We start from the raw sequence: 19478 nt of genomic DNA, 5'->3' as shown, positions 1-19478 counted from the left end.
CTATTCCGCCGCCGCGCTGAGCGCGCTTGCGACACGGTCCCGGATCCAATCATCCAGCACCGAGATTTCTGGCTTGCTCATCCGCAGCCCCAATTTGCTGCGCCGCCAGACGACATCGTCGGCGCGGCGCACGTATTCATGCGCGATCAGCCAATCGACTTCGCGCTCGGTCAGCGTCGCGCCAAAATCCCGGCCCAGATCGGCGGCGGTGGTCGCGCCCTGCAACAGTGTGGCGGCCTCGGTGCCGTAGGCGCGGATCATACGGGTCGCCCACCGCTCGGACAGAAACGGGAAGGCCGCGCGCAGATCCGCGATAAGACGCGCCACGCCATCGTGCGGGAAATCCCCACCGGGCAAGGGCACGCCCGCCGTCCACGGCCCGGACAAGCCCTCAAAAACCGTCCCGATCTCCTTGAGCGCGCTTTCGGCCAGCCGCCGGTAGGTCGTGATCTTGCCGCCAAAGATGTTCAGCGCCGGTGCCCCACGCGCGCGATCCAGTTTGATCACATAATCCCGCGTCGCCGCCGTCGCACTTTTGGCACCATCGTCATACAGCGGACGCACGCCGGAATAGGTCCAGACGATGTCGTCCGTACTGATCGGGTCGGCGAGATAGCCATTGATGAAGTCCACCAGATAGCGTTGCTCCTCCGGCGTGCAGACCGGTTTTTCCGACGCATCCTCGTGCTCGGCATCCGTGGTCCCGATCAGGGTGAAATCGGTCTCGTAGGGTATGGCAAAGATGATCCGCCCGTCGGTGCCCTGAAAGAAATAGCACTTGTCGTGATCGAACAGGCGCTTGGTGACGATGTGACTGCCCCGTACCAGCCGCACGCCGCCCTGGCTGTTTGATTTGAGTGTGCCGCGCAGCACATCCCCGACCCACGGCCCTGCGGCGTTGACCACCATGCGCGCGGTGCGGGTGTCGCGGCGCCCTTCGGCGTCCTCAAGGATGACGTGCCAGATGCCGTCCACGACATCGGCGCTCACAACCTTACTGCGCACTTCGATCGTGGCGCCGCGGGCCTCTGCATCGCGCGCGTTCAGCACCACCAGCCGCGAATCCTCGACCCAGCAGTCGGAATACTCATACGCCCGCGCGAACATCTGTTTGAGCGGTTTGCCTTCGGGCGTGCCGCGCAGCGACAGGCTGCGGGTGCCCGGTAGGATTTGCCGCCCCCCAAGATTGTCGTACATGAACAGACCCATGCGGATCAGCCATGCGGGCCTGCGCCCTTTCATCCAGGGCATCACGGTGTTGAGGATTTTCGACGTGGGCGTTGTGCCGTCGAACCGCATGGATTTGTGATAGGGCAAGACAAAGCGCATTGGCCAGGCGATATGCGGCATCGCGCGCAACAGCGTCTCGCGCTCGATCAGCGCCTCGCGCACCAAGCGGACCTCGAAGTATTCGAGATACCGCAATCCGCCATGGAAGAGCTTGGTCGAGGAGGCAGACGTCGCCGATCCGATGTCATTCATCTCGGCCAGGCAGACTGAAAGACCGCGACCGGCGGCATCGCGGGCGATGCCGCAGCCGTTGATGCCACCGCCGATAACCAGAAGGTCGTATTCAGGTTTCATGTCGACCTCCTCCCAAGAAGCCATTGCTTTGGACGTAATTGCTTACAAAAACCGCGCCTCAAGGAAAGCAAAATATGTTCGTTTTTGCGCGGTTTTCGCTTTCGCCCTGAAATATAACAATTTATTTTTATCTATTCCCCTATTTCTGCGCCGCAGCAAGCGAATTTCTGCGGCTGCAAAGGTGGGTTTCGCACAAAAGGAACCCAAACGAACCCATGTCTTTGCGAAAAATGTGCGCTTTTGCGGCTATACATTTCTGCCACATCGAAACAGACTGACCATATGGTTCAGACCCTGAGAAAGCCGGAAATCATCGATATCGCCCGTCGCGAAGGAAAGGTGACGGTCGAACGGCTGGTGAGCTATTTTGGCGTCACGCCACAGACCATCCGCCGCGATCTGACCGAGCTTGCCGACGCGGGGCAACTTGAACGCGTGCACGGTGGGGCCGTTCTGCCCTCCAACACTGTGAACATCGCCTATAACGAACGGCGCGACCTGAACCAGGCCGCCAAGGTGGACATCGCCCGTGCCTGTGCGGCCGAGATACCAAACGACAGTTCGGTTTTTCTCAACATCGGGACCACCACCGAAGCTGTCGCGCGCGAATTGATCCGTCATGAGGGGCTGTTGGTGGTGACCAACAATCTCAACATCGCCACCATTCTGTCGGGGCATGACGCGATTTCGGTCGTCGTGACGGGCGGCAACCTGCGCCATACCGATGGCGGGCTTGTCGGCGATCTGGCCGCCCACACAATCCGCCAGTTTCGTTTCGACTATGCTGTGATCGGCTGTTCGGCGCTGCATGCGGGCGGTGACATTCTTGATTTCGACATTCAGGAAGTGAGCGTCAGCCAAACGATCATCGCGCAAAGCGATCATGTCTTTCTGGCTGCGGATGCGTCGAAATTCGACCGAAAGGCCCCGGCGCGGATCGCTTCATTGGCGGAGGTCGATGTCTTTTACACCGATAAACCCCCGCCGCCGGCATGCGCAACCGTCTGCGCGGCGGCGGATACGGCCGTAATCGTCACACCGCCGCAGTCGCGGCTCTAGCGGGCCTGACCAGCCGCCCCAATTCCGTCCCATTGTCGCTGAATTTGACACAATTCACCCCTCTCTGACCATAGTTTCACCACTGCAGGCCATTAACCACGATGCCAAAACGGGCGCCCATGCGGGCCCGATCCCGGTTGAGGTAGTGGACAGTGCAGATCAGTTTTTGGGGTTTCGGCGAAGGTTCCGCCGAGGATACATCGGTCGCCAACGGCGCGCAGGACGGCACATTTCAGAATGGCGCCGGGGCAACCTACGGCTCCTTGCAGACCAACGGTGTCGACCAATACGTCGAAGTCGCCCCCGATCCGGCGTTTCAACTGACGCAGGGCACACTGATCACGGAGTTCAGTGCCGACACATTGCACACCGGCGCGATCTTCTCGCGGGACAGCCTCGGGAATGACGAAGGCGGCCACTTTTATCTGCGGGTCCTCGCCGATGGGTCGGTCGAGACGCGATCGCAAACCTCAACGACCAACTACGTGCAGAACACCGGCCCTGGCTTTTACGCCGCCGGGGACGACATCCGCGTCACCTTCAGCTGGGACAATGGCACCGGCGGCACCTTTACCGTCGAGAACCTTACCCAGGGCACCACCTATTCCGAGCCGACCTCCCCCGATATCTCATGGGATCAAGGCGCGTTCAACGAGCCGATCACCATCGGCGCCAACCAGAACCAATCGGGGGACAACACCGCCGACAATCTGCAGCAATATTTCGACGGCAGCATCGACTACGTCTCGATCCACGATACGCCCGAAACCTTTGCCAGCTCTGGTCTGCAGGGCGACGGGATCGTCTCGGGCACCGGCGGCGATGATGTCATCGACGCCGCCTACACCGACGCCACCGACGGGGAGCGGATCGACGCGGGCGACGGCATCTTTGGCACCACCGGCGATCAGGACATCGTCAAGGCGGGTGCCGGAAATGACACCGTGCTTGCGGGCGCGGACAACGATATCGTCAACGCAGGGATGGATAGCGACAGCGTCGAGGGCGGCGCAGGCGACGATATGCTCTTTGGCGATATCCAGACCTCGGGCGCCGCGGGCCTGAATGTCACCTCGCTTGAGCTTGACATCAACAACGTGCGCCCGGGCAGCCTGACGGGTGCGCCCGATGCCGCAGTCGAGGGCGACAGCGTCATCTACGACAACGTCGGCTTTCTGGATGACGGCACCCCGATTTCCGCGCGCCTGACCCTCGTCAGCCGCAGCAACGAAAATCTGACCGTCGACATCGCGGGCCTGGCCGGCGCCGAGATCATCACAAACCGCACCAACGATCCGGCAATGGAGGGAGAGACCGCCAGCTTCCGCCTCGAATTCCTCGATCCCACGACCGACCAGCCCATCAGCCTGACCGGGCGCGCCACCTGGGGCGACATCGACGAAGCCGTCGGCGGCGCCGAAGCGATCAGTATCAGCGACGAGCAGTTCTCGGGCTACGAGACCTCGGTGACCAACCAGCTGACGCTGAGCGAGGCCAACGGCACCTATACGGCGACCGGTGCGTCGGGCGGCGTGAACCTGACACCGGACGACCAGACGGCGTGGTTCAGCGGCCTGTTCGAGGATCAATCCGACATCGCCTTCACAGCAACGACGCGGGGGGCAAACTCAGGCTTCACGCTCAACGGAGACGTCATCGCGGACCCAAACACCGTCAACTTTACCCAGGGCGACGACACGCTGCGCGGCGAGGCAGGCGACGATACGCTGCTGGGCAATGGCGGTGAGGATCTGCTCGTCGGCGGCAGCGATGATGACAGCCTGTTTGGCGGGACGGGGAACGACACCCTGTGGGGTGACGCAGAGGGCGAAATTACCGGCACAGCCGCCGGTGGCAACGACACCCTGCGCGGTGGCGAAGGCGACGACCTGGCCTACGGTGGCGGCGGGGCGGACGTCCTTATCGGCGGCGCGGGTGCGGATCTGCTCGACGGTGGAGCAGGAAACGACAATCTTGACGGAGGCGCGGGCAACGACACGCTGACGGGCGGCGAAGGCGCCGATACGCTTGTGGGCGGCACCGGCAGCGACACGATCTTCGCGGGCGGGCTTGACGTGGTTGACGGCGGCGAAGACGCCGATGGCAGCGATATCGACATTCTCGAGCTGACAGGCGTCGCGGCCGTGCAGTACCTCGACGGGACAGGCGCGGCCTCCGCCACTCCGACAGAGCGCGGGATCGTCACCTTTTCCGATGGCACCACGCTGGCATTCGACAACATCGAAACCCTGAATGCGGCGTTCGGGGACGGCTACGTTGAAGGGGATGCAGGCGACAACCTGATCGATGCAGGTTACACCGGGGATCCCGATCAGGATCAGATCGACAACGCCGATGCCGTATTCGCGGGCGAAGCCCCCGACGACGACATCGTTCTGGCGGGTGACGGCGACGACACCGTGCGCGCGGGTGCGGGGGATGACGTCATCTATGGCGATAGCCAGGCAATCGGCGCCAATGCCGACGGCAGCGGTGGCAACGGCACTGCGACGCCCTGGCAATACGAATACTACGACCTTGACCCGACGGGTAACCCGACCGACCTCGCGGCGGCGGGGTTCACGCAGAACGGTGGGCGCGACAATACCAACACGCTCACCGCGTCGGGTGTTTCCGACAGCATCACACCGGCGGACTACGACACCGCAGATGACTTTGCGCTGAAATTCACCTCGGAGCTCTACATTGAGGAAGGTGGCTTTTACACCTTCTCGACCAGCTCGGACGATGGATCAAAATTGTTCATCGACGGGATCGAAGTCGTCGACAATGACGGTTTGCACGGGCTTGCCACCGAAAGCGGTTTCATCGCGCTTGAGCCGGGGCCGCACCTTGTCGAGATCATCTATTTCGAGAATAACGGCGGCAATCAGCTGTTCTCCAGCATCAGCGGCCCGGATACCGGCGGGACCACCGTCGATCTGGTCAGCTACCCCGGATTGGTCGATCCCGCGCTGAATGACGGGGCGGGCGATGATGTGATCGACGGTGGGGCCGGTGACGATCAGGTGTTCGGACAGGGCGGGGACGACCGCCTTGTGCTCACCGATGGTTTTGGCAACGACACGCTTGTCGGCGGCGAGACCGGCGAGACCGATGGCGACACGCTTGACGCGGGCACTGTCGCGGCGCCACTGACAGTGACCTATACCGCCGAAGAGGCGGGCACGCTCACCGATGGCACCGATACCGCGACCTTCCGCGAGATCGAGACGCTGGAGACCGGCAGCGGCAACGACACGGTCGACGGAATTGCGGATACCGGCGGTATCGTCGCGGAGACCGGCGCGGGCGCGGACAGTATCCTCGCAGGCAGCGGTGATGACATCCTCGATGCGGGCACCGGCAACGACACGGTCAGTGCGGGGACTGGCAACGACACCGTCGAGGCGGGCGCGGGCGCCGATTTTGTCAACGTCGCCGACGGTGACGACCTCGCTTTCGGCGACAGCGGCGACGATACGCTGAACGCCGGTGCCGGAAACGATACGATCTGGGGCGGCGCAGATGCCGACCGGATCAATGGGGGAAGCGGTTCAGACGTCATCTCGGGCGGGTCACCGCAAGCCGCGGTCTTTAACGCGACCGGCACCGACGGTGTCGCGCTGGCCTCGAACGTAAGTGACTTTCCGACGGACGCCATCACCTTCGAGACACGCTTTACCGCCGATCCAATCGGCACGGGGCAATCATCGCTGTTCTCCTATGCGACCCCGACCAGCAACAATGAATTCCTGGTTTTTGCCACAGGTGGCACGATTTCGGTCTTCATCAATGGCTCTTCCATCAATACAGGCGTGCCGACCGCGGATCTGTTCGACGGTACACCGCACAGCTTTGCAGTCAGCTGGGACAGCTCCACAGGCAGCCTGAAGACCTACGTCGACGGCATTGAGACCAGCGACCAGATCCACCAGGCGGGCAATCCGCTTGAAGCCGGGGGCACCATCGCCTTTGGTCAGGAGCAGGACAGCGTGGGCGGTGGCTTTGCCGTGCCCCAACTGTTTGACGGCGCCATCCAAGAGGCCCGCCTGTGGAGCGATGTGCGCACCCCAGAGGAAATCGCCGACTTCGACGATATCCGGCTCGGCACCGAGCTGAGCAACCCCAACCTTGTCGCCGACTGGATCCCCGCCGCCGATCGCACGGGCCTTGAGGATATCGCGGGCGACAACGATGCAATCTTTGCCGGCGACGCGTTCGTTGCCGAGGATACCGCGGACGGAAATGACCGGATTGCGGGCGGCGCGGGCGACGATACGATGTACGGTGACGGCGGGGACGACACCTTCATCCTTGGAGACGGCACCGGCGCCGACAGTGTTGTGGGCGGGGAAAGCAATGAGACAGACGGCGATCTGCTGAATGCCACCAACGTCACGGCGGCCACATCCGTCACCTTTACCGGCGACGAGGCAGGTGCGCTGACCCACGCCACAGGCAGCGCCGACTTCGCCGAAATCGAACGGATCCGGCTGGGGATCGGCGACGACACTGTGGATGCAAGCGCCGACAGCGCGGGCGTCGATGTTTTTGGCGGTGCGGGCAACGACAGCTTCATCGCGGGCACCGGGGCAGATAGCCTGGAGGGCGGCGATGATGCCGATACGTTCAGCTATACCGTCGCAGGCGCGGCCTTTGGCGACACGATCGCGGGTGGCAGTGGTGGCGACGACAATGACACGCTGGATCTGACCGGTACGCTCAGCCCCGGCGGCAGCTACGTCGTGACCGAAACCGACGATGCCGATGGCAACAGCACCAGCGGCACGGTACAGTTCTTTGATGCGGGCGGTGCGCTTGAAGGCACGCTGACTTTCACCGACATCGAGAGCATTGTGCCGTGTTTCACCCCCGGCACGCGTATCGCCACCGACCGTGGCGGCCTGCGGGTCGAGGACTTGCGCGTGGGTGATCTGGTCAAGACACGGGACAACGGCCTGCAACCCATCCGCTGGATCGGGACCAAGGTGCTGAACGCCCGCGATCTGGCGCTGGCCCCCAGCTGCGCCCGATCCGCGTGGCGCGCGGCGCGTTGCGTCCGAACGCGCCGCTGCGCGACATGACCGTCAGCCCCCAGCACCGTTTTCTGCGCGAAGGCGCGAAGATTGAGTTGAACCTCGGTATGGACGAAGCCCTGATCGCCGCGACCCATCTGACCTGCCTCGACGGCGTCGAGACGGCCCCGGACGATAGCGCAACCTACATCCACCTGATGTTCGACGCGCATGAGATCGTGATGTCCGATGGCTGCTGGACCGAAAGCTTTCAACCCGGCGCACGCAGCCTGTCGGGGCTTGATGAGGGTCCGCGCGCGGAGCTTGAAACGCTGTTCCCCGAATTGTTCGACGGCACGGCGGATTACCCCGCCGCGCGCCCGACGCTGCGCCGTTTCGAGGCGGCAATCGCGCTGGCGGATCTGACGCCGCCTGCGCAGTCTGCGCTGTCACTGGCGGCCTAGGCCGCGCGTGACAGGGCGGGCGTGACGGTGCCTGCGACCTCACCCGCAAGGATGCGCGCCGTTGCCGCCGACAGGGTCCAGCCCAGATGCCCGTGGCCGGTGTTGAAATACACGCCCGCCGATTGCCCCGCGCCCACGCGCGGCATCATGTTTGGCATCATCGGGCGCAGCCCGGCCCAGGGCACGACGCTTTCGGTGCACACGCCGGGGAAATACCGCTCGCACCATTTCACCAGCGGGCGGATGCGGTCGTCGCGAATATCGCGGTTCTCGCCGTTGAACTCGGCGGTGCCGGCGATGCGGAAACGCCCCTCGCCCAGCCGCGATGTCACGATTTTGGCCGCGTCATCCAGCAACGACACCGTCGGCGCCGCCGCGCGCGAGGCCTCATCCGTGAGGTTCACGGTGATTGAATAGCCCTTGACCGGATAGATGTTCACCCGCTCGCCCAGTTGCGCGGCAAAGCGGCGCGAGGCGACGCCCGCGCAGATCACAACCGCGTCGTGGTGGGTGCCGTCCACGTCGATGCCGCCGTCCTTGCGCGTCAGCTGTTCGACCGGTGTGCCCATCTTGAACTGCACGCCCTGTCCGCGCAGCCAACCGGCCACGCCCATGGTGAATTTGTGAATGTCGCCGGTCATGTCGCTTTCGGTCCAGAAGCCACCGACCAGATCCCCGCTCAGCTCGGGGCAGTGCGCGCGGACCTCCTCGGGCATCAGTTCCTTGCGCGCGAGTCCGCCTTGGGCGAGCAGTTTGGTCACCTCGCGGGCGTGGTCGAAATCATGCTGCTGAGCATAGAAATGCAGGATCCCGGCGGGGGAGAGATCGAAATCGACGCCCGCCACCTGCGCCATTTCACGCAGACCATCCCGCGCGGCGATGGCCATGCGGGTGGTGCGCACGGTGTTGTCGCGGTACTGCGGGATCGCGCGGATAAATTCCGCCATCCAGCTTGCCTTGTGCCAGCTTGGCTTGAGGCTCACCAGCAGTGGCGCGTCGCGCTTCCACATCCATTTGAGGCCCTTGAGGACCGTGCTCGTCTGGTTCCAGACCTCGGCGTTGGACGCGCTGAGCTGGCCGCCATTGGCAAAGGATGTTTCCATCGCGGCATAGCGCTGGCGGTCGTAGACGGTGACGTCCAGCCCGAGGCGGTGAAGTTCGAATGCAGTAGTCACGCCGGTGATTCCGGCGCCGATGACAGCGATAGAGCGCATGGGGAATTCCTCTCCCAAAAATCGCCCCCTCCGTCACTGGCCTGAGAGTTTCACCCGGATGCAGGGCTTGCTCCTTCGGCGGGTGGCAGTGCCACCACTCTTCGGAGTGTTGAGGGCCGTCGGTCCTGGGTGCCTGAGAGTTTACCGGGGCGGTTGCTCCTTCGGCGGCGGATCGCTCCGCGCTCTCCCGAACGGTCCTTTACGTCGAGGGAAACTACCGTTTCCTATCGGAAACATGCGCAGATTTGTCGCAGACCGTCAAGCGATTCTGGCGGGCATCAGGCTGCCGATCCGCGACCGGGCCACATAGACCACCACGGCGAGCGACAACAGCAAACCGGTGCCCACACCGGCGGCGATCCCGATGCGTACACCGGTCAGACCCCAGTCAATCGGCACGGTAAACAGCCAGATGAACAGGGCGATCCCGATCCATTGGCGGTAGATGCCGATCCACATCGTCCAGCTGGCTTTTTTAAGCGCCTGCAACAGCGAATTGATGGAAAACAGCACCACGTAAAGCGGTAGAATCACCGCCTCGACCTTCAAAAACAGCGCCGAGATGCGGATCACTTCGGCGTCGTCGGAAAATACGCGGGCAGCCCATGCGCCCCCCCACCACAAAAACGGAAACGCCACCGTGCACATGATGACCCCCATGATCCAACAGCGGTGGAACGCCGCGCGGACCCGGTCACTGTCTTGCGCGCCATAGTTCTGTGCCGCGATGGGCACCAGCGCGATGGTGATGCCAAGCGCGGGCAGCAGGAACAGCTGCTCGATCCGCATGGTGATGCCGTAGGCGGCAATCGACGCCTCTCCGTAGGATTTCAGCGCGTATTGCACGATGAACCCGCTTGAGAAGGTCACCAGCAACGCAAAGCCCGCCGGAAACGCCTGCGCCATGATCTCACGGAACTTCGCCAGATCGGGGATGAATTCGGCGGCGCGCAGATCCTGCATGACGGCGCGCCCGAACACGCGCCACAGAATGAAAACCGCCACCCCGGATTGGCTGATCACAGTGGCCAGCGCGATCCCGTTAAAGCCGAGCCCAGGCACGACACCGGGGATCCCGTACATGAGCAGCGGGTTCAGCCCCACGTTGACAAAAAACGCCACCATCAGCGCGCGTTGCATGGATTTGGTGTCGCCGCGCGCTTGCAGGATACCGTTGCCGGAATAGCCGATGATGAATCCCGGCAACGACAGGATCAGCAGATTGAAATACCCCTGCCCCGCGTCGCGGTACGCTCCCGGCTCGGACACCAGTGCGATCAGCGAAGGGCCGGTGAGCAGTGCTGTAAGAATCATCAGCCCGGTCGCAACCACGGCAAAGCTGATGCCCTGCGCCGCCAGATGCCGCGCGTCCGCCGCATCGCGGCGTCCCTTGGCATTGCCCACCAGCGCGCTCATCGCCGAAGAGGTGCCGAAACCGATGGCCACAAGGATAAAGAACGCCTGAAACCCCACCGATAATCCAGCTTGCGCCTGCGTGCCGAACCACCCCGCGTAGAACGTATCGACGACGTTATAGAGCGTGGAAAACAGCATCCCGATCGCCGCAGGTAGTGCGATGCGGCGGAAGTGACCGCTCAGCGGTCCTTGGGTCAGGTCATCGTCGATCATGCAGGCTCCATCAAAAAGGGCGCCCCGGTGAAGGGCGCCCTGTGGTCAGCTATGAAAAGGTCTCACAGACCCCATTTCAGCGCGACTTCCTCAAAGAAGCCTTGCGTCTTTTTCAGCTCGATCCAGCTGTTGACGTAGTTGATCCAGACCTGATCGGTCTGCGGCAGCAGCATCGCGATGGGCGTGGGCGAGCGCGCTTCGCTCACTTCGATCTGCCGCACGTTGGGGAATTTTTGCAGCAGCGTGGACCCTTCGATGTTGGAGGTGATGAACACATCCGCCCGGCCAGAGAGCACTTCCTGGAAGCCGCGCGCGGGGGCTTCGACCACGACGATCTCCGCGTCGGGGAACCACTCCTTGACCATCGCCTCGAACGAGGTGCCGAGCGTGGTTGCGACCTTTACCTCACCGTTGTTAATGCTGTCCCAGCCGTCGAAATTCGCCAGCTTGTCCTTGGTGGTGAAGGGGAACATCTCGACCGCGATATAGCTATCGGAATAGCCTGCCGCCTTGAGGCGCGCGGGGCTGATCGAGGCGGAGCCGGTCATATGGTAGTTGCCCGCCACGACGCCGTTCACCAGCGTTTTCCAATCGGTCGGCACCATTTCAAGCTCGACGCCCATGTCGGCGGCCAGTTGGGTCATGATGTCGATGTCATAGCCCTGATAGCTGTTGGTCGCGGGATCGCGCACGCTCATCGGGTTCCAGTCGCCGGTCGTGCCGACCTTGAGCGTGCCGCCGCTGAGAATCTCGTTGAGCGCCGATTGCGCCGACGAAGCCGTGGCCCAGACAGTCGCGGCAAGGCCCACGGCCAAGCCGATATGTTTCAGAAATTTCATGATGTTTCCCCTGTGGAGTGGTGTTTGACCCTTGAACGGGCCTTGGTGGTGGCGCAGAGGTAATCCCGACTGGCGCCTTGGCAACTGTCAACTATACTATACACCTCAGACAGGGGCCGTCCATGACAGAACAAAACGACGCGATCACACTTTCCGGCGTTAACAAGTGGTTCGGCGACTATCACGCCCTGCGCGACATCGACATGACCGTCGCCCACGGCGAGCGGATCGTGGTCTGCGGGCCGTCGGGGTCGGGCAAATCAACGCTGATCCGCTGCGTCAACGCGTTGGAGCGGCACGACGACGGCACCATCACCGTGGACGGGACCGAATTGCGCGACGAAAGCTCCATCGACGCGATCCGTTCGGAGGTCGGGATGGTGTTTCAGCAATTCAATCTGTTTCCGCATCTCACGATCCTGCAAAACCTCACGCTTGGCCCGATGAAGGCACGCGGCCTGTCGCGCGGCGAGGCTGAGGCGCGGGCGATGAAATACCTCGAACGCGTGCGCATTCCAGAGCAGGCACACAAGAAACCGTCGGCCCTGTCGGGTGGCCAGCAACAGCGCGTGGCGATCGCACGCTCGCTGTGTATGGAGCCCAAGATCATGCTGTTCGACGAGCCGACATCGGCGCTCGACCCCGAGATGATCTCGGAAGTGCTGGACGTGATCGTCGATCTTGCAGACAGCGGCATGACCATGATCGTCGTCACCCACGAGATGGGATTTGCCCGCCGCGCCGCCGACCGCATGGTGTTCATGGATCAGGGCGCCATTGTCGAAACCGGCACGCCCGAAGGATTTTTCGAGAACCCGCAAACAGAACGCTGCCGCACGTTCCTCAACCAGATCCTCAAGCATTGAGAGCGCCCATGAAACGCAACACCCTTCTGGCGCTTGGCGCGCTTTTACTGCTGACGGGCTGCGCGGCCGGAAACTGGGGCTGGTACGTGATCGACCCCTCCACGCCCAATGGCGCATCCAACATCCGCTTTTTGCTCAATGGGTTCGGCAATACGATCCTGCTGTCGGTGATCGCCGCGGTGATGTCGATGGTGATCGGGCTGGTCGTCGCGCTGCCCGGCATGTCCGACAATCGCTGGATCCGCCTGCCCTCCCGCATCTACGTGGAGTTCATCCGCGCGATCCCGCTGCTGCCGATGCTGTTCTGGGTGTTTTACGGGTTGCCGGTAGTGCTGAAATCCATGGGCATTTCGGTCAGTATCGACGCGTTCTGGGGCGCGATCATCACGCTCGCCATCTCGGATTCGGCGTTCACGGCCGAGATCTACCGCTCCGGCATCCAATCCATCGCCAAGGGGCAGACCGAAGCCGCGCGCACCGTGGGCCTGAGCTACACCCAGACGATGCGCTATGTGATCCTGCCGCAAGCAATCCGGCGGATCCTGCCGCCGCTGGCCAACCAATTCATCTATATCGTGAAAATGTCGGCCTTTGCCTCTGTCATCGGGATGCAGGAACTGACGCGCCGCGCCAATGAGCTGGTCGTGACCGAATACCGCCCACTGGAAATCTACACCCTGCTGATTTTCGAATACCTCGTGCTGGTGCTCATCATCAGTTTCTTTGTGCGCTGGCTGGAACGCCGCATGGGCGCGAACGAAAGCCGATAGGAGAGAGCCATGAGCTGGACCAAATTTCTCAATGAGACCAACGCCCGCATCGGCACCCTGCAAAAGCAGACGCCGGGCATGTTCGAGGGTTTTGGCGCCATGTCGAAGGCCGCCAAACGCACCGGCGCGCTGGATGAGAAAACCAAGGAGCTGATCGCCCTGGGCATCGCCATCTCGACCCGCTGCGACAGCTGCATCGGGTTCCACGTCAAATCGCTGGTGCGGCTGGGCCTGACCCGCGAAGAGATGTGCGAGGCGTTGGAAATGATCGGCTACATGGGCGGCGGGCCCTCCATCGCCTACGGCGCCAAGGCGCTGGAGGCTTACGACGAATTCGCCGCATGACATACCGCCGCTACGCGATCTACGCCACGCCCGACGGGAAATTTGCGCAACTGGGTGCAGCGTGGCTGGGGTGGGACATGCACGCGGGTCGCGCGGTGGCGCATCCACCGGATCTGGATCTTTCCGGGGCCACTGAAAGACCGCGCCGCTATGGGTTGCACGCAACGCTCAAGCCGCCGATGCGGTTGGCGCCGGGTTCCGATGCGGAGGGCCTTTCACGGGCCGCGCGCGCGTTGGCCGCCGATCTTCCGCCGATCACGATTGACCGGCTGGACGTGATGACGATGGGCAGATTTCTGGCGCTGCGACCTGTCGATGAAACCGCCGCGCTGCATGAAATGGCCGAAACATTCGTGCGCGGGCTGGATACCTTTCGTGCCGCCCCGTCCGAGGATGAAGTGGCGCGACGGCAAAACCCCCGGCTCAGCGCGCGTCAGCGCGCCAACCTGGCCCAATGGGGCTATCCCCATGTCGTGCAGGATTTCCGGTTTCACATCACGCTGACCGGCCCGTTGCGGGACGCCGAACCCCTACGGGCGCAGGCCCAGCGCCACTTTGCCCCCGTACTGTCGCAGCCCTATACCATCGACCATGTGACGCTGGCCGCTCAGGATGCGCAGGGGTTCTTTCACGCGCTCGAACGCATCCCCTTGGGCAACCTGTGACGGGCCCGCGACCGCCTGCGCAAGGCGCAGCCGTGCATCGGGCAACGCGGCCTCAAGCTGTGGCAGGTCGTTGACACAAAGGAATTTTGCGTCGCGCATCCCCTCGGGCGACAGACGTTTTGCCGCCTTCGCGCCGCTGGTCCCGCTTTTGACGTGCACGTGGTCGCGGGTCACGGCAAAGCGTACTTCGCCGGTTTCGATCAAACGGTGATTGTGCAGGGCCTGCGGCAGGAATTGCCCCAGATCGCGAAACCGGTGCCGGATGTTGTCGAGAAATGCCTGACGATGTTCGACAAATAGGCGGGCCATGACCGACCGGCGCAGCGGATGCACCACATGGGCGGCCGCAAATATCTGGTCGGGTGCGTGCCCCAAGAGGCCGGCGGCATTGGCGTGCATCACCTGATTGAACCGCGCGGGATGCGCGCGTCGATCTGCTTGCGTCACGACGCGTTCATAATTACGCCTTTTGCCCCGCAGAACCGGGGCATTCCCCTCAAACATGTCCGACGGATGCAGCGGCGCGGTGAGGAACACATCGTCATTGAAATAGAGAAAGCGGTTCGACAGCCCCTCGATTCGCCACAACATGCTTTCTATGGCCAGGCTGTTGAAGGTGGGCAGCACATGCTCGAACCCGGCAAAGATTTCGTGATGGCGCACCAGCCTCAGCTTTGCGCGGATCGCGGGCGACAGGCGGGCCGGATCGGGCCCCTCCCCATCGACCACCAGCCAGATCGTGCGGATCCAGGGCGCGTGAAGATTAATCGAGTGCAGGCAAAAGAATATCTCGTCATCCGCGCCCCAGCGATGGGGATTGCTGGCATTCTCGCAAAGCGGTGACGTCTGTCGCCGCAAATAGCTTTCGCGCAGCGCGCGGTGGGTCGGGTCGCCGCCATCGACCCAGGTAATCACCGCATCGATCGGGTCTTCACTGTCAAACACATGCATGATCGTTGATCCCCTGCGGACCTTCACTCTTTTTGGGAAGTAGTTTTGGCCTCGCAAAAGAAAAGGGATCGGTGCACTTTAGTGCCATAAATCCAGACAGGAGGCCGCGCGTGCAGACACCCCCCGAAACCGCAGATCCGCGTGCGTGGATCGGACACAGCCAGACCCGGCAGGACCGGCTGCACGCGGACCCCGCGCGGCGGATGCAGATGACGCTTGATCGCGACGCGACCCTCGACGACGGTATGGCCCTGCCCGCACTTTGGCACTGGCTTTATTTTCTGGAAACCGCGCCGCTGAGCGGTCTGGGTCGGGACGGGCATCCGGCAAAGGGTGGTTTTCTGCCGCCGGTGGCGCTGCCGCGGCGGATGTGGGCCGGCGGTCGGCTGGGCTTCATGCGCCCGCTCGTATTGGGAGAGGAAGCCCGCAAAATCTCGACCATTCGCGCCGTGACACCAAAGAACGGTCGCAGCGGGCCTCTGTGTTTTGTCACCGTGCGCCACGAGATTGCGGGGCCTGACGGTCCCGCGCTTTGGGAAGAGCACGACATCGTCTACCGCGCGGATCCCGCGCCCGGTCCACCGGCTGCGACGCCAACCGATCCCGTCGGGGCGGATTGGGAGACGACCCGGCAAATCGTGCCCTCCGAGGTGATGCTCTTTCGCTATTCAGCGCTGACCTTCAACGGGCATCGCATCCACTACGATCGCGACTACGCGACGGGTGTCGAGGGGCACGCGGGGCTGGTGGTGCATGGCCCGCTGATCGCCACGCTGCTGGCCGATCTTGCCACCTCGCGGCGGGGAGACAGGATGCGCGCGTTCTCCTTTCGCGCGGTGGCGCCGGTGTTTGATACTGCGCCCTTTACGCTGCACGCGCGCGGGGACGGCCCGCGCGAAGAGCTGGCAGCCGCGACCGCCGAGGGGCGGATCGCCATGCGCGCGACCGCGACGTTCTGACGGGCTACCGCCTGCCGCGTGCGACGCTATGATTGCCGCATGATCGTCGTGACCCACCGAACCCTGCGCAACCCCGCCATCCTCAAGGTGCGCCAGCTGCCGCGCAAGTTCTTTGGCCGGGTGACGGTCTGGCCGCGCACGCGCGTCGGGTTCTGGCTTTATCTGCGGCTGATCATCGAGTTTCAGGCGCTGCGCTATGCGCTGACGCTGTTGCCATTGATCCTGATCGGGTTGAGCTGGAACGCCATGGCGCTGCCGATGGCGCAGGCGCCGATCCTGATGGTGGCGATGATCTGGCTGGTGGAAATGCGCCTTTTGCGGGTGCCTAAGGCACGGCGCGCGCGTCTGATCGATGCCGCGGCGGCAGATCGGGGGCTGGATCTGCTGCGCCTGCAGGCCCGCGCCGCGCTGACCCGGATCGCCGCGGGGCGCGACATGAAACGCGGGGAGCTGCATTTGGTGATCGAGCAATCCGAGCTGTGGCGGTTGCCGCCGCTCACCTACGTGTCGGTACAGTCGGAAGACGGGCCGAAGGTGATCGCGCTGAGCGTCGAGGAATGCGCCATCCTGCGCGAAGAGCTGTTCAAGGCGCCCTTGAGCGAGCGATTGCTGCAACGGATCAACCAATCGCAGGGGGTATTCCTGCGCGATGTGACCTTTGACGCGCGAGGCGTGTCGGCGCACGCCCGTCTGGCCGCAGCACTCGGGTGAGATGTCGGATCAGGTATTTTTGAAAGGGTGCAGGGGCGGGCTCAGGCGCCCAGATCGAGAAGGGTTCCGAACGACGGCTCGCGCGCGGGGGCGGCGGGGGTGGCCCAGATGACACGCAGCCCTCGCGGGGCCGGGCCGGGATCGCCTTCAAGATCGGTCAGGAGTACAAGCGCCGCGGCGCCCAGCGCCTGCGCTTGCGCGATGACCGGGGAAAAGGCCGTGCCACCACCGCGCGGCAGGGTCGGCAAGGGCAACCGGGTCTGGGACGGATCAAAGCGGACCTGTTCGCGGATCGCATCGTCAAAGATCATCAGGTGAAGCTCGGCCCGGCTGCGGCGCGCGATGCCCGTCACCTCGGCCCAGAAAATACCCAGCGCTGCGTCGGGGATCGAGCTGGAGGCGTCGAGGCCGATGGCGATGCGCGGCACATCCGTGCGGTTGCGGCGTCCGGCTTCAAACCCCGGCGTCGGGGTTTGCGCAAGGCGGGCCTGGGCAGCTGTGGCGATCCAGCGGCGCGCGGGACGCAACGGGGTCGGCTGTGGCGACTGCAGGACCGCCGCCGTGACCAATCGGCGCAAGACATGCTCCCACGGGATACGCGGGCTTGGCAGATCCGCGAGGCTATGCCCGATCCGACCGATCCCGCGCCCGGCGCCGCGCCCGGCCTGCATGGCGCGGGCGGTGTGCTGGCGCCAGCGGGCAGCGTCCTCGATCTCACCTTGGCTGTCGGGGTTGCCGGTGTCCGGCTCCAGATCGGTCGCGAACTCCTGCGCCTGCGCGTAGCTTTGCGCATCGCCCTCGCGGCCTTGCGCGCCCTCTGATCCCGCGCCCAGCGCGAAGTAGAGCCGTTCGACATCCCAGTTCACGAGTGGTGCGGGCCCCGGTTCCAGCCCGCGCACGGCGCTCAACAGACCGCTCAGCGTCACGGCGGGTCGGGGAAGGGCATGATCGCCCGCCAGCACCGCTTCGTTGACCAGCGCGTCAGCAGCTAGGGTAAAGCGATCAGCGTCGAAGGCCGCGCCCAGCCGCGCGGCCAATGCCGCCTGTCGGGCGGAGTGGCGCAGGGCAACGTGCAGGATGTGGTGACCCGCGAGGCCAATCTGTTCGTGCAGCGGCAGCGCCGCAAATTCGGGCCCGTAGGTGATGCGCGCACCGGCGGTCATCGTGCGCGCGCCGTCGCGGTGGGTGCACCAGAGCGAAAGCGCCGCCAGGGCCGGATCCGCTTCGGCCAAGGCACGCAAGGCGGGGCCCGCGCGGATGGAATGCGTGTCGTTCATCCGCTCTCGCGCGCGGCGAGATAGTCGGCGTAGCTTTGGGAGCTGCGGAATGCCTCCTGTAACCCCTCCGCCAACGCACGCTCGATCAGCAGCTCGAAACCGTAGGTCACAAGCTCGCCCAACGGCAGGCGGGCGAATTCGGGCTCGGGGCGATGCACCGCGAGCGTACGGATCCCGGCAAGCGTGTCGATTGCGGCAGGCAGGCTGCGTTCATCGGCCAAAGCGACAAGGGCATAGACCAGCGCAGTGAGCCCGTGCAGGCTGACGGGGTACATCTCAAGGCGCGCGCGCGCATCGGCGTCCAGCATCGCTTCTGCCTGCACGCTGGCCGCAATATCATCGGCGACCAGCGCGAACTCCGCTGCGGCGGCCTCCCCCACGGTGCCGGCGACGAGCGTATCGCGCAGCATCCTTTCATCGGTGCTGCGCAGAATGGCACTGACGCGGGTCCAGGCGCGGGGCGTGCAGGCGATCATCTCACCGCGGCGCAGGGCGTCTTCGGTCGTGTCGAGCAGGTCAGGCCGGGTGCGGATAAAGGCGGTCACGCTGGGGTGCAGCGCCTGCGGCACGGCGTAGCTGCGCAGCCAGTCAGACGCCTCCGCCCGCAGGTTCAGATGCAAAAGACGATCGGACAGAGCTGTCCCCATCTCGTAAGCGACGGCGCCATCCTCGACCGTGTTGCCCGCCGCCACGATGAAAGTCTGCGGCGGGAGTTGATTTTGACCGATGCGCCTTTCCTGCAAAAGGCCGTAGACCGTGGGTTGCAAGGCGGGTGCGGCGGCTGTCAGCTCATCAAGGAACAGGATCGCGGGGGCGTCGCCCGTTGGCAAATCCTCGGGCGGATACCAGATCGTGCGTTTGGTTTCATGGTCGTAGAATGGCAGGCCGCGCAGATCCTGAGGCTCGATCGTGGTGAGGCGCAGATCGTAGAGGCGGCTGCCGGTTTCGCGCGCGAGCTGTGCGACGATCTCGGTCTTGCCGATGCCGGGACGGCCGTGCAGCATCCACGACGCAGTCAGCTGTCCGGCGGCTTGCGCGGCAAAACCCGCGCGCAGCGCCTCAAGTGCGGCGCCGGCAGTGATGGGCGGGCTGTTGATCGTCATTGGTGTCGCTCCCTGTCTGCGAGA

Annotated in this window: 14 protein-coding genes, 2 pseudogenes and 2 riboswitches; of the genes and pseudogenes, 9 read left to right on the top strand and 7 right to left on the bottom strand. The window is 63.8% G+C overall.

What is annotated here, in order from left to right; genetic code table 11:
• Positions 1-1584, bottom strand: a complete 1584-nt coding sequence (glpD, locus tag KDD17_RS01335; RefSeq protein ID WP_212704933.1) for a glycerol-3-phosphate dehydrogenase — start codon at positions 1582-1584, stop codon at positions 1-3.
• Between glpD and KDD17_RS01330 the strand changes: the two genes are divergently transcribed.
• The 3 genes and pseudogenes from KDD17_RS01330 (at position 1583) to KDD17_RS01320 (ending at position 8125) form a co-directional block, all read left to right on the top strand.
• Entirely contained in the window at positions 1583-1882 is a 300-nt protein-coding gene (locus KDD17_RS01330) for a hypothetical protein (RefSeq protein WP_212704932.1), read from the top strand. The genes glpD and KDD17_RS01330 overlap by 2 nt on opposite strands.
• Entirely contained in the window at positions 1867-2643 is a 777-nt protein-coding gene (locus KDD17_RS01325; RefSeq protein ID WP_212704931.1) for a DeoR/GlpR family DNA-binding transcription regulator, read from the top strand. The genes KDD17_RS01330 and KDD17_RS01325 overlap by 16 nt, the downstream gene beginning before the upstream one ends.
• 152 nt (positions 2644-2795) lie before the next feature.
• Positions 2796-8125 (top strand): annotated as a pseudogene (locus KDD17_RS01320) (Hint domain-containing protein).
• Here KDD17_RS01320 and KDD17_RS01310 read toward each other — a convergent pair.
• The 3 genes from KDD17_RS01310 to KDD17_RS01300 form a co-directional block, all read right to left on the bottom strand.
• Positions 8122-9339, bottom strand: a complete 1218-nt coding sequence (locus tag KDD17_RS01310; RefSeq protein WP_212704929.1) for a D-amino acid dehydrogenase — start codon at positions 9337-9339, stop codon at positions 8122-8124. The pseudogene KDD17_RS01320 and the gene KDD17_RS01310 sit on opposite strands and share 4 nt — an antisense overlap.
• Positions 9340-9365: 26 nt before the next feature.
• Positions 9366-9448, bottom strand: a riboswitch (glycine riboswitch).
• 2 nt (positions 9449-9450) lie between these two features.
• A riboswitch (glycine riboswitch) is annotated at positions 9451-9539 on the bottom strand.
• Between the two features lie 58 nt (positions 9540-9597).
• Positions 9598-10968 (bottom strand): MATE family efflux transporter, encoded by a 1371-nt coding sequence (locus KDD17_RS01305; protein ID WP_212704928.1) that lies wholly within the window; start codon positions 10966-10968, stop codon positions 9598-9600.
• Between the two features lie 62 nt (positions 10969-11030).
• Positions 11031-11807, bottom strand: coding sequence for an ABC transporter substrate-binding protein (locus KDD17_RS01300; protein ID WP_212704927.1), 777 nt, complete (start codon positions 11805-11807; stop codon positions 11031-11033).
• A gap of 122 nt (positions 11808-11929) precedes the next feature.
• Between KDD17_RS01300 and KDD17_RS01295 the strand changes: the two genes are divergently transcribed.
• The 4 genes from KDD17_RS01295 to KDD17_RS18680 are packed head-to-tail and all read left to right on the top strand — an operon-like array spanning position 11930 to position 14453.
• Positions 11930-12673: an amino acid ABC transporter ATP-binding protein gene (locus KDD17_RS01295; RefSeq protein WP_212704926.1), complete on the top strand. Its 744-nt coding sequence runs from the start codon at positions 11930-11932 to the stop codon at positions 12671-12673.
• An 8-nt stretch (positions 12674-12681) separates the two neighbouring features.
• Positions 12682-13443: an amino acid ABC transporter permease gene (locus KDD17_RS01290; RefSeq protein WP_212704925.1), complete on the top strand. Its 762-nt coding sequence runs from the start codon at positions 12682-12684 to the stop codon at positions 13441-13443.
• Between the two features lie 9 nt (positions 13444-13452).
• A complete protein-coding gene (locus tag KDD17_RS01285) occupies positions 13453-13788 on the top strand; it encodes a carboxymuconolactone decarboxylase family protein (protein ID WP_212704924.1) in 336 nt (111 codons plus the stop codon).
• A complete protein-coding gene (locus KDD17_RS18680) occupies positions 13785-14453 on the top strand; it encodes a DUF1045 domain-containing protein (RefSeq protein WP_254796852.1) in 669 nt (222 codons plus the stop codon). Before KDD17_RS01285 ends, KDD17_RS18680 begins: the two co-directional genes overlap by 4 nt.
• Positions 14454-15005: 552 nt before the next feature.
• Here KDD17_RS18680 and KDD17_RS18675 read toward each other — a convergent pair.
• Positions 15006-15404: pseudogene (locus KDD17_RS18675) on the bottom strand (Stealth CR1 domain-containing protein); the annotation flags it as partial.
• Between the two features lie 110 nt (positions 15405-15514).
• Here KDD17_RS18675 and KDD17_RS01275 point away from each other — a divergent pair.
• Entirely contained in the window at positions 15515-16363 is an 849-nt protein-coding gene (locus tag KDD17_RS01275) for an HTD2 family dehydratase (protein ID WP_254796851.1), read from the top strand.
• 18 nt (positions 16364-16381) lie between these two features.
• A complete protein-coding gene (locus KDD17_RS01270; RefSeq protein ID WP_254796850.1) occupies positions 16382-17074 on the top strand; it encodes a hypothetical protein in 693 nt (230 codons plus the stop codon).
• A 41-nt stretch (positions 17075-17115) separates the two neighbouring features.
• Here the strand turns inward: KDD17_RS01270 and KDD17_RS01265 are convergent, their stop codons facing one another.
• Positions 17116-18351 (bottom strand): vWA domain-containing protein, encoded by a 1236-nt coding sequence (locus KDD17_RS01265; protein ID WP_212704922.1) that lies wholly within the window; start codon positions 18349-18351, stop codon positions 17116-17118.
• Positions 18348-19454, bottom strand: coding sequence for an AAA family ATPase (locus KDD17_RS01260; protein ID WP_212704921.1), 1107 nt, complete (start codon positions 19452-19454; stop codon positions 18348-18350). Before KDD17_RS01260 ends, KDD17_RS01265 begins: the two co-directional genes overlap by 4 nt.
• Positions 19455-19478 lie beyond the last annotated feature (24 nt).

This window comes from Sulfitobacter albidus, from assembly GCF_018200035.1.
GTDB lineage: Bacteria > Pseudomonadota > Alphaproteobacteria > Rhodobacterales > Rhodobacteraceae > Sulfitobacter > Sulfitobacter albidus.
Note: the sequence above shows the minus strand (reverse complement) of the source record. Positions and strands in the feature narration are given on the sequence as shown.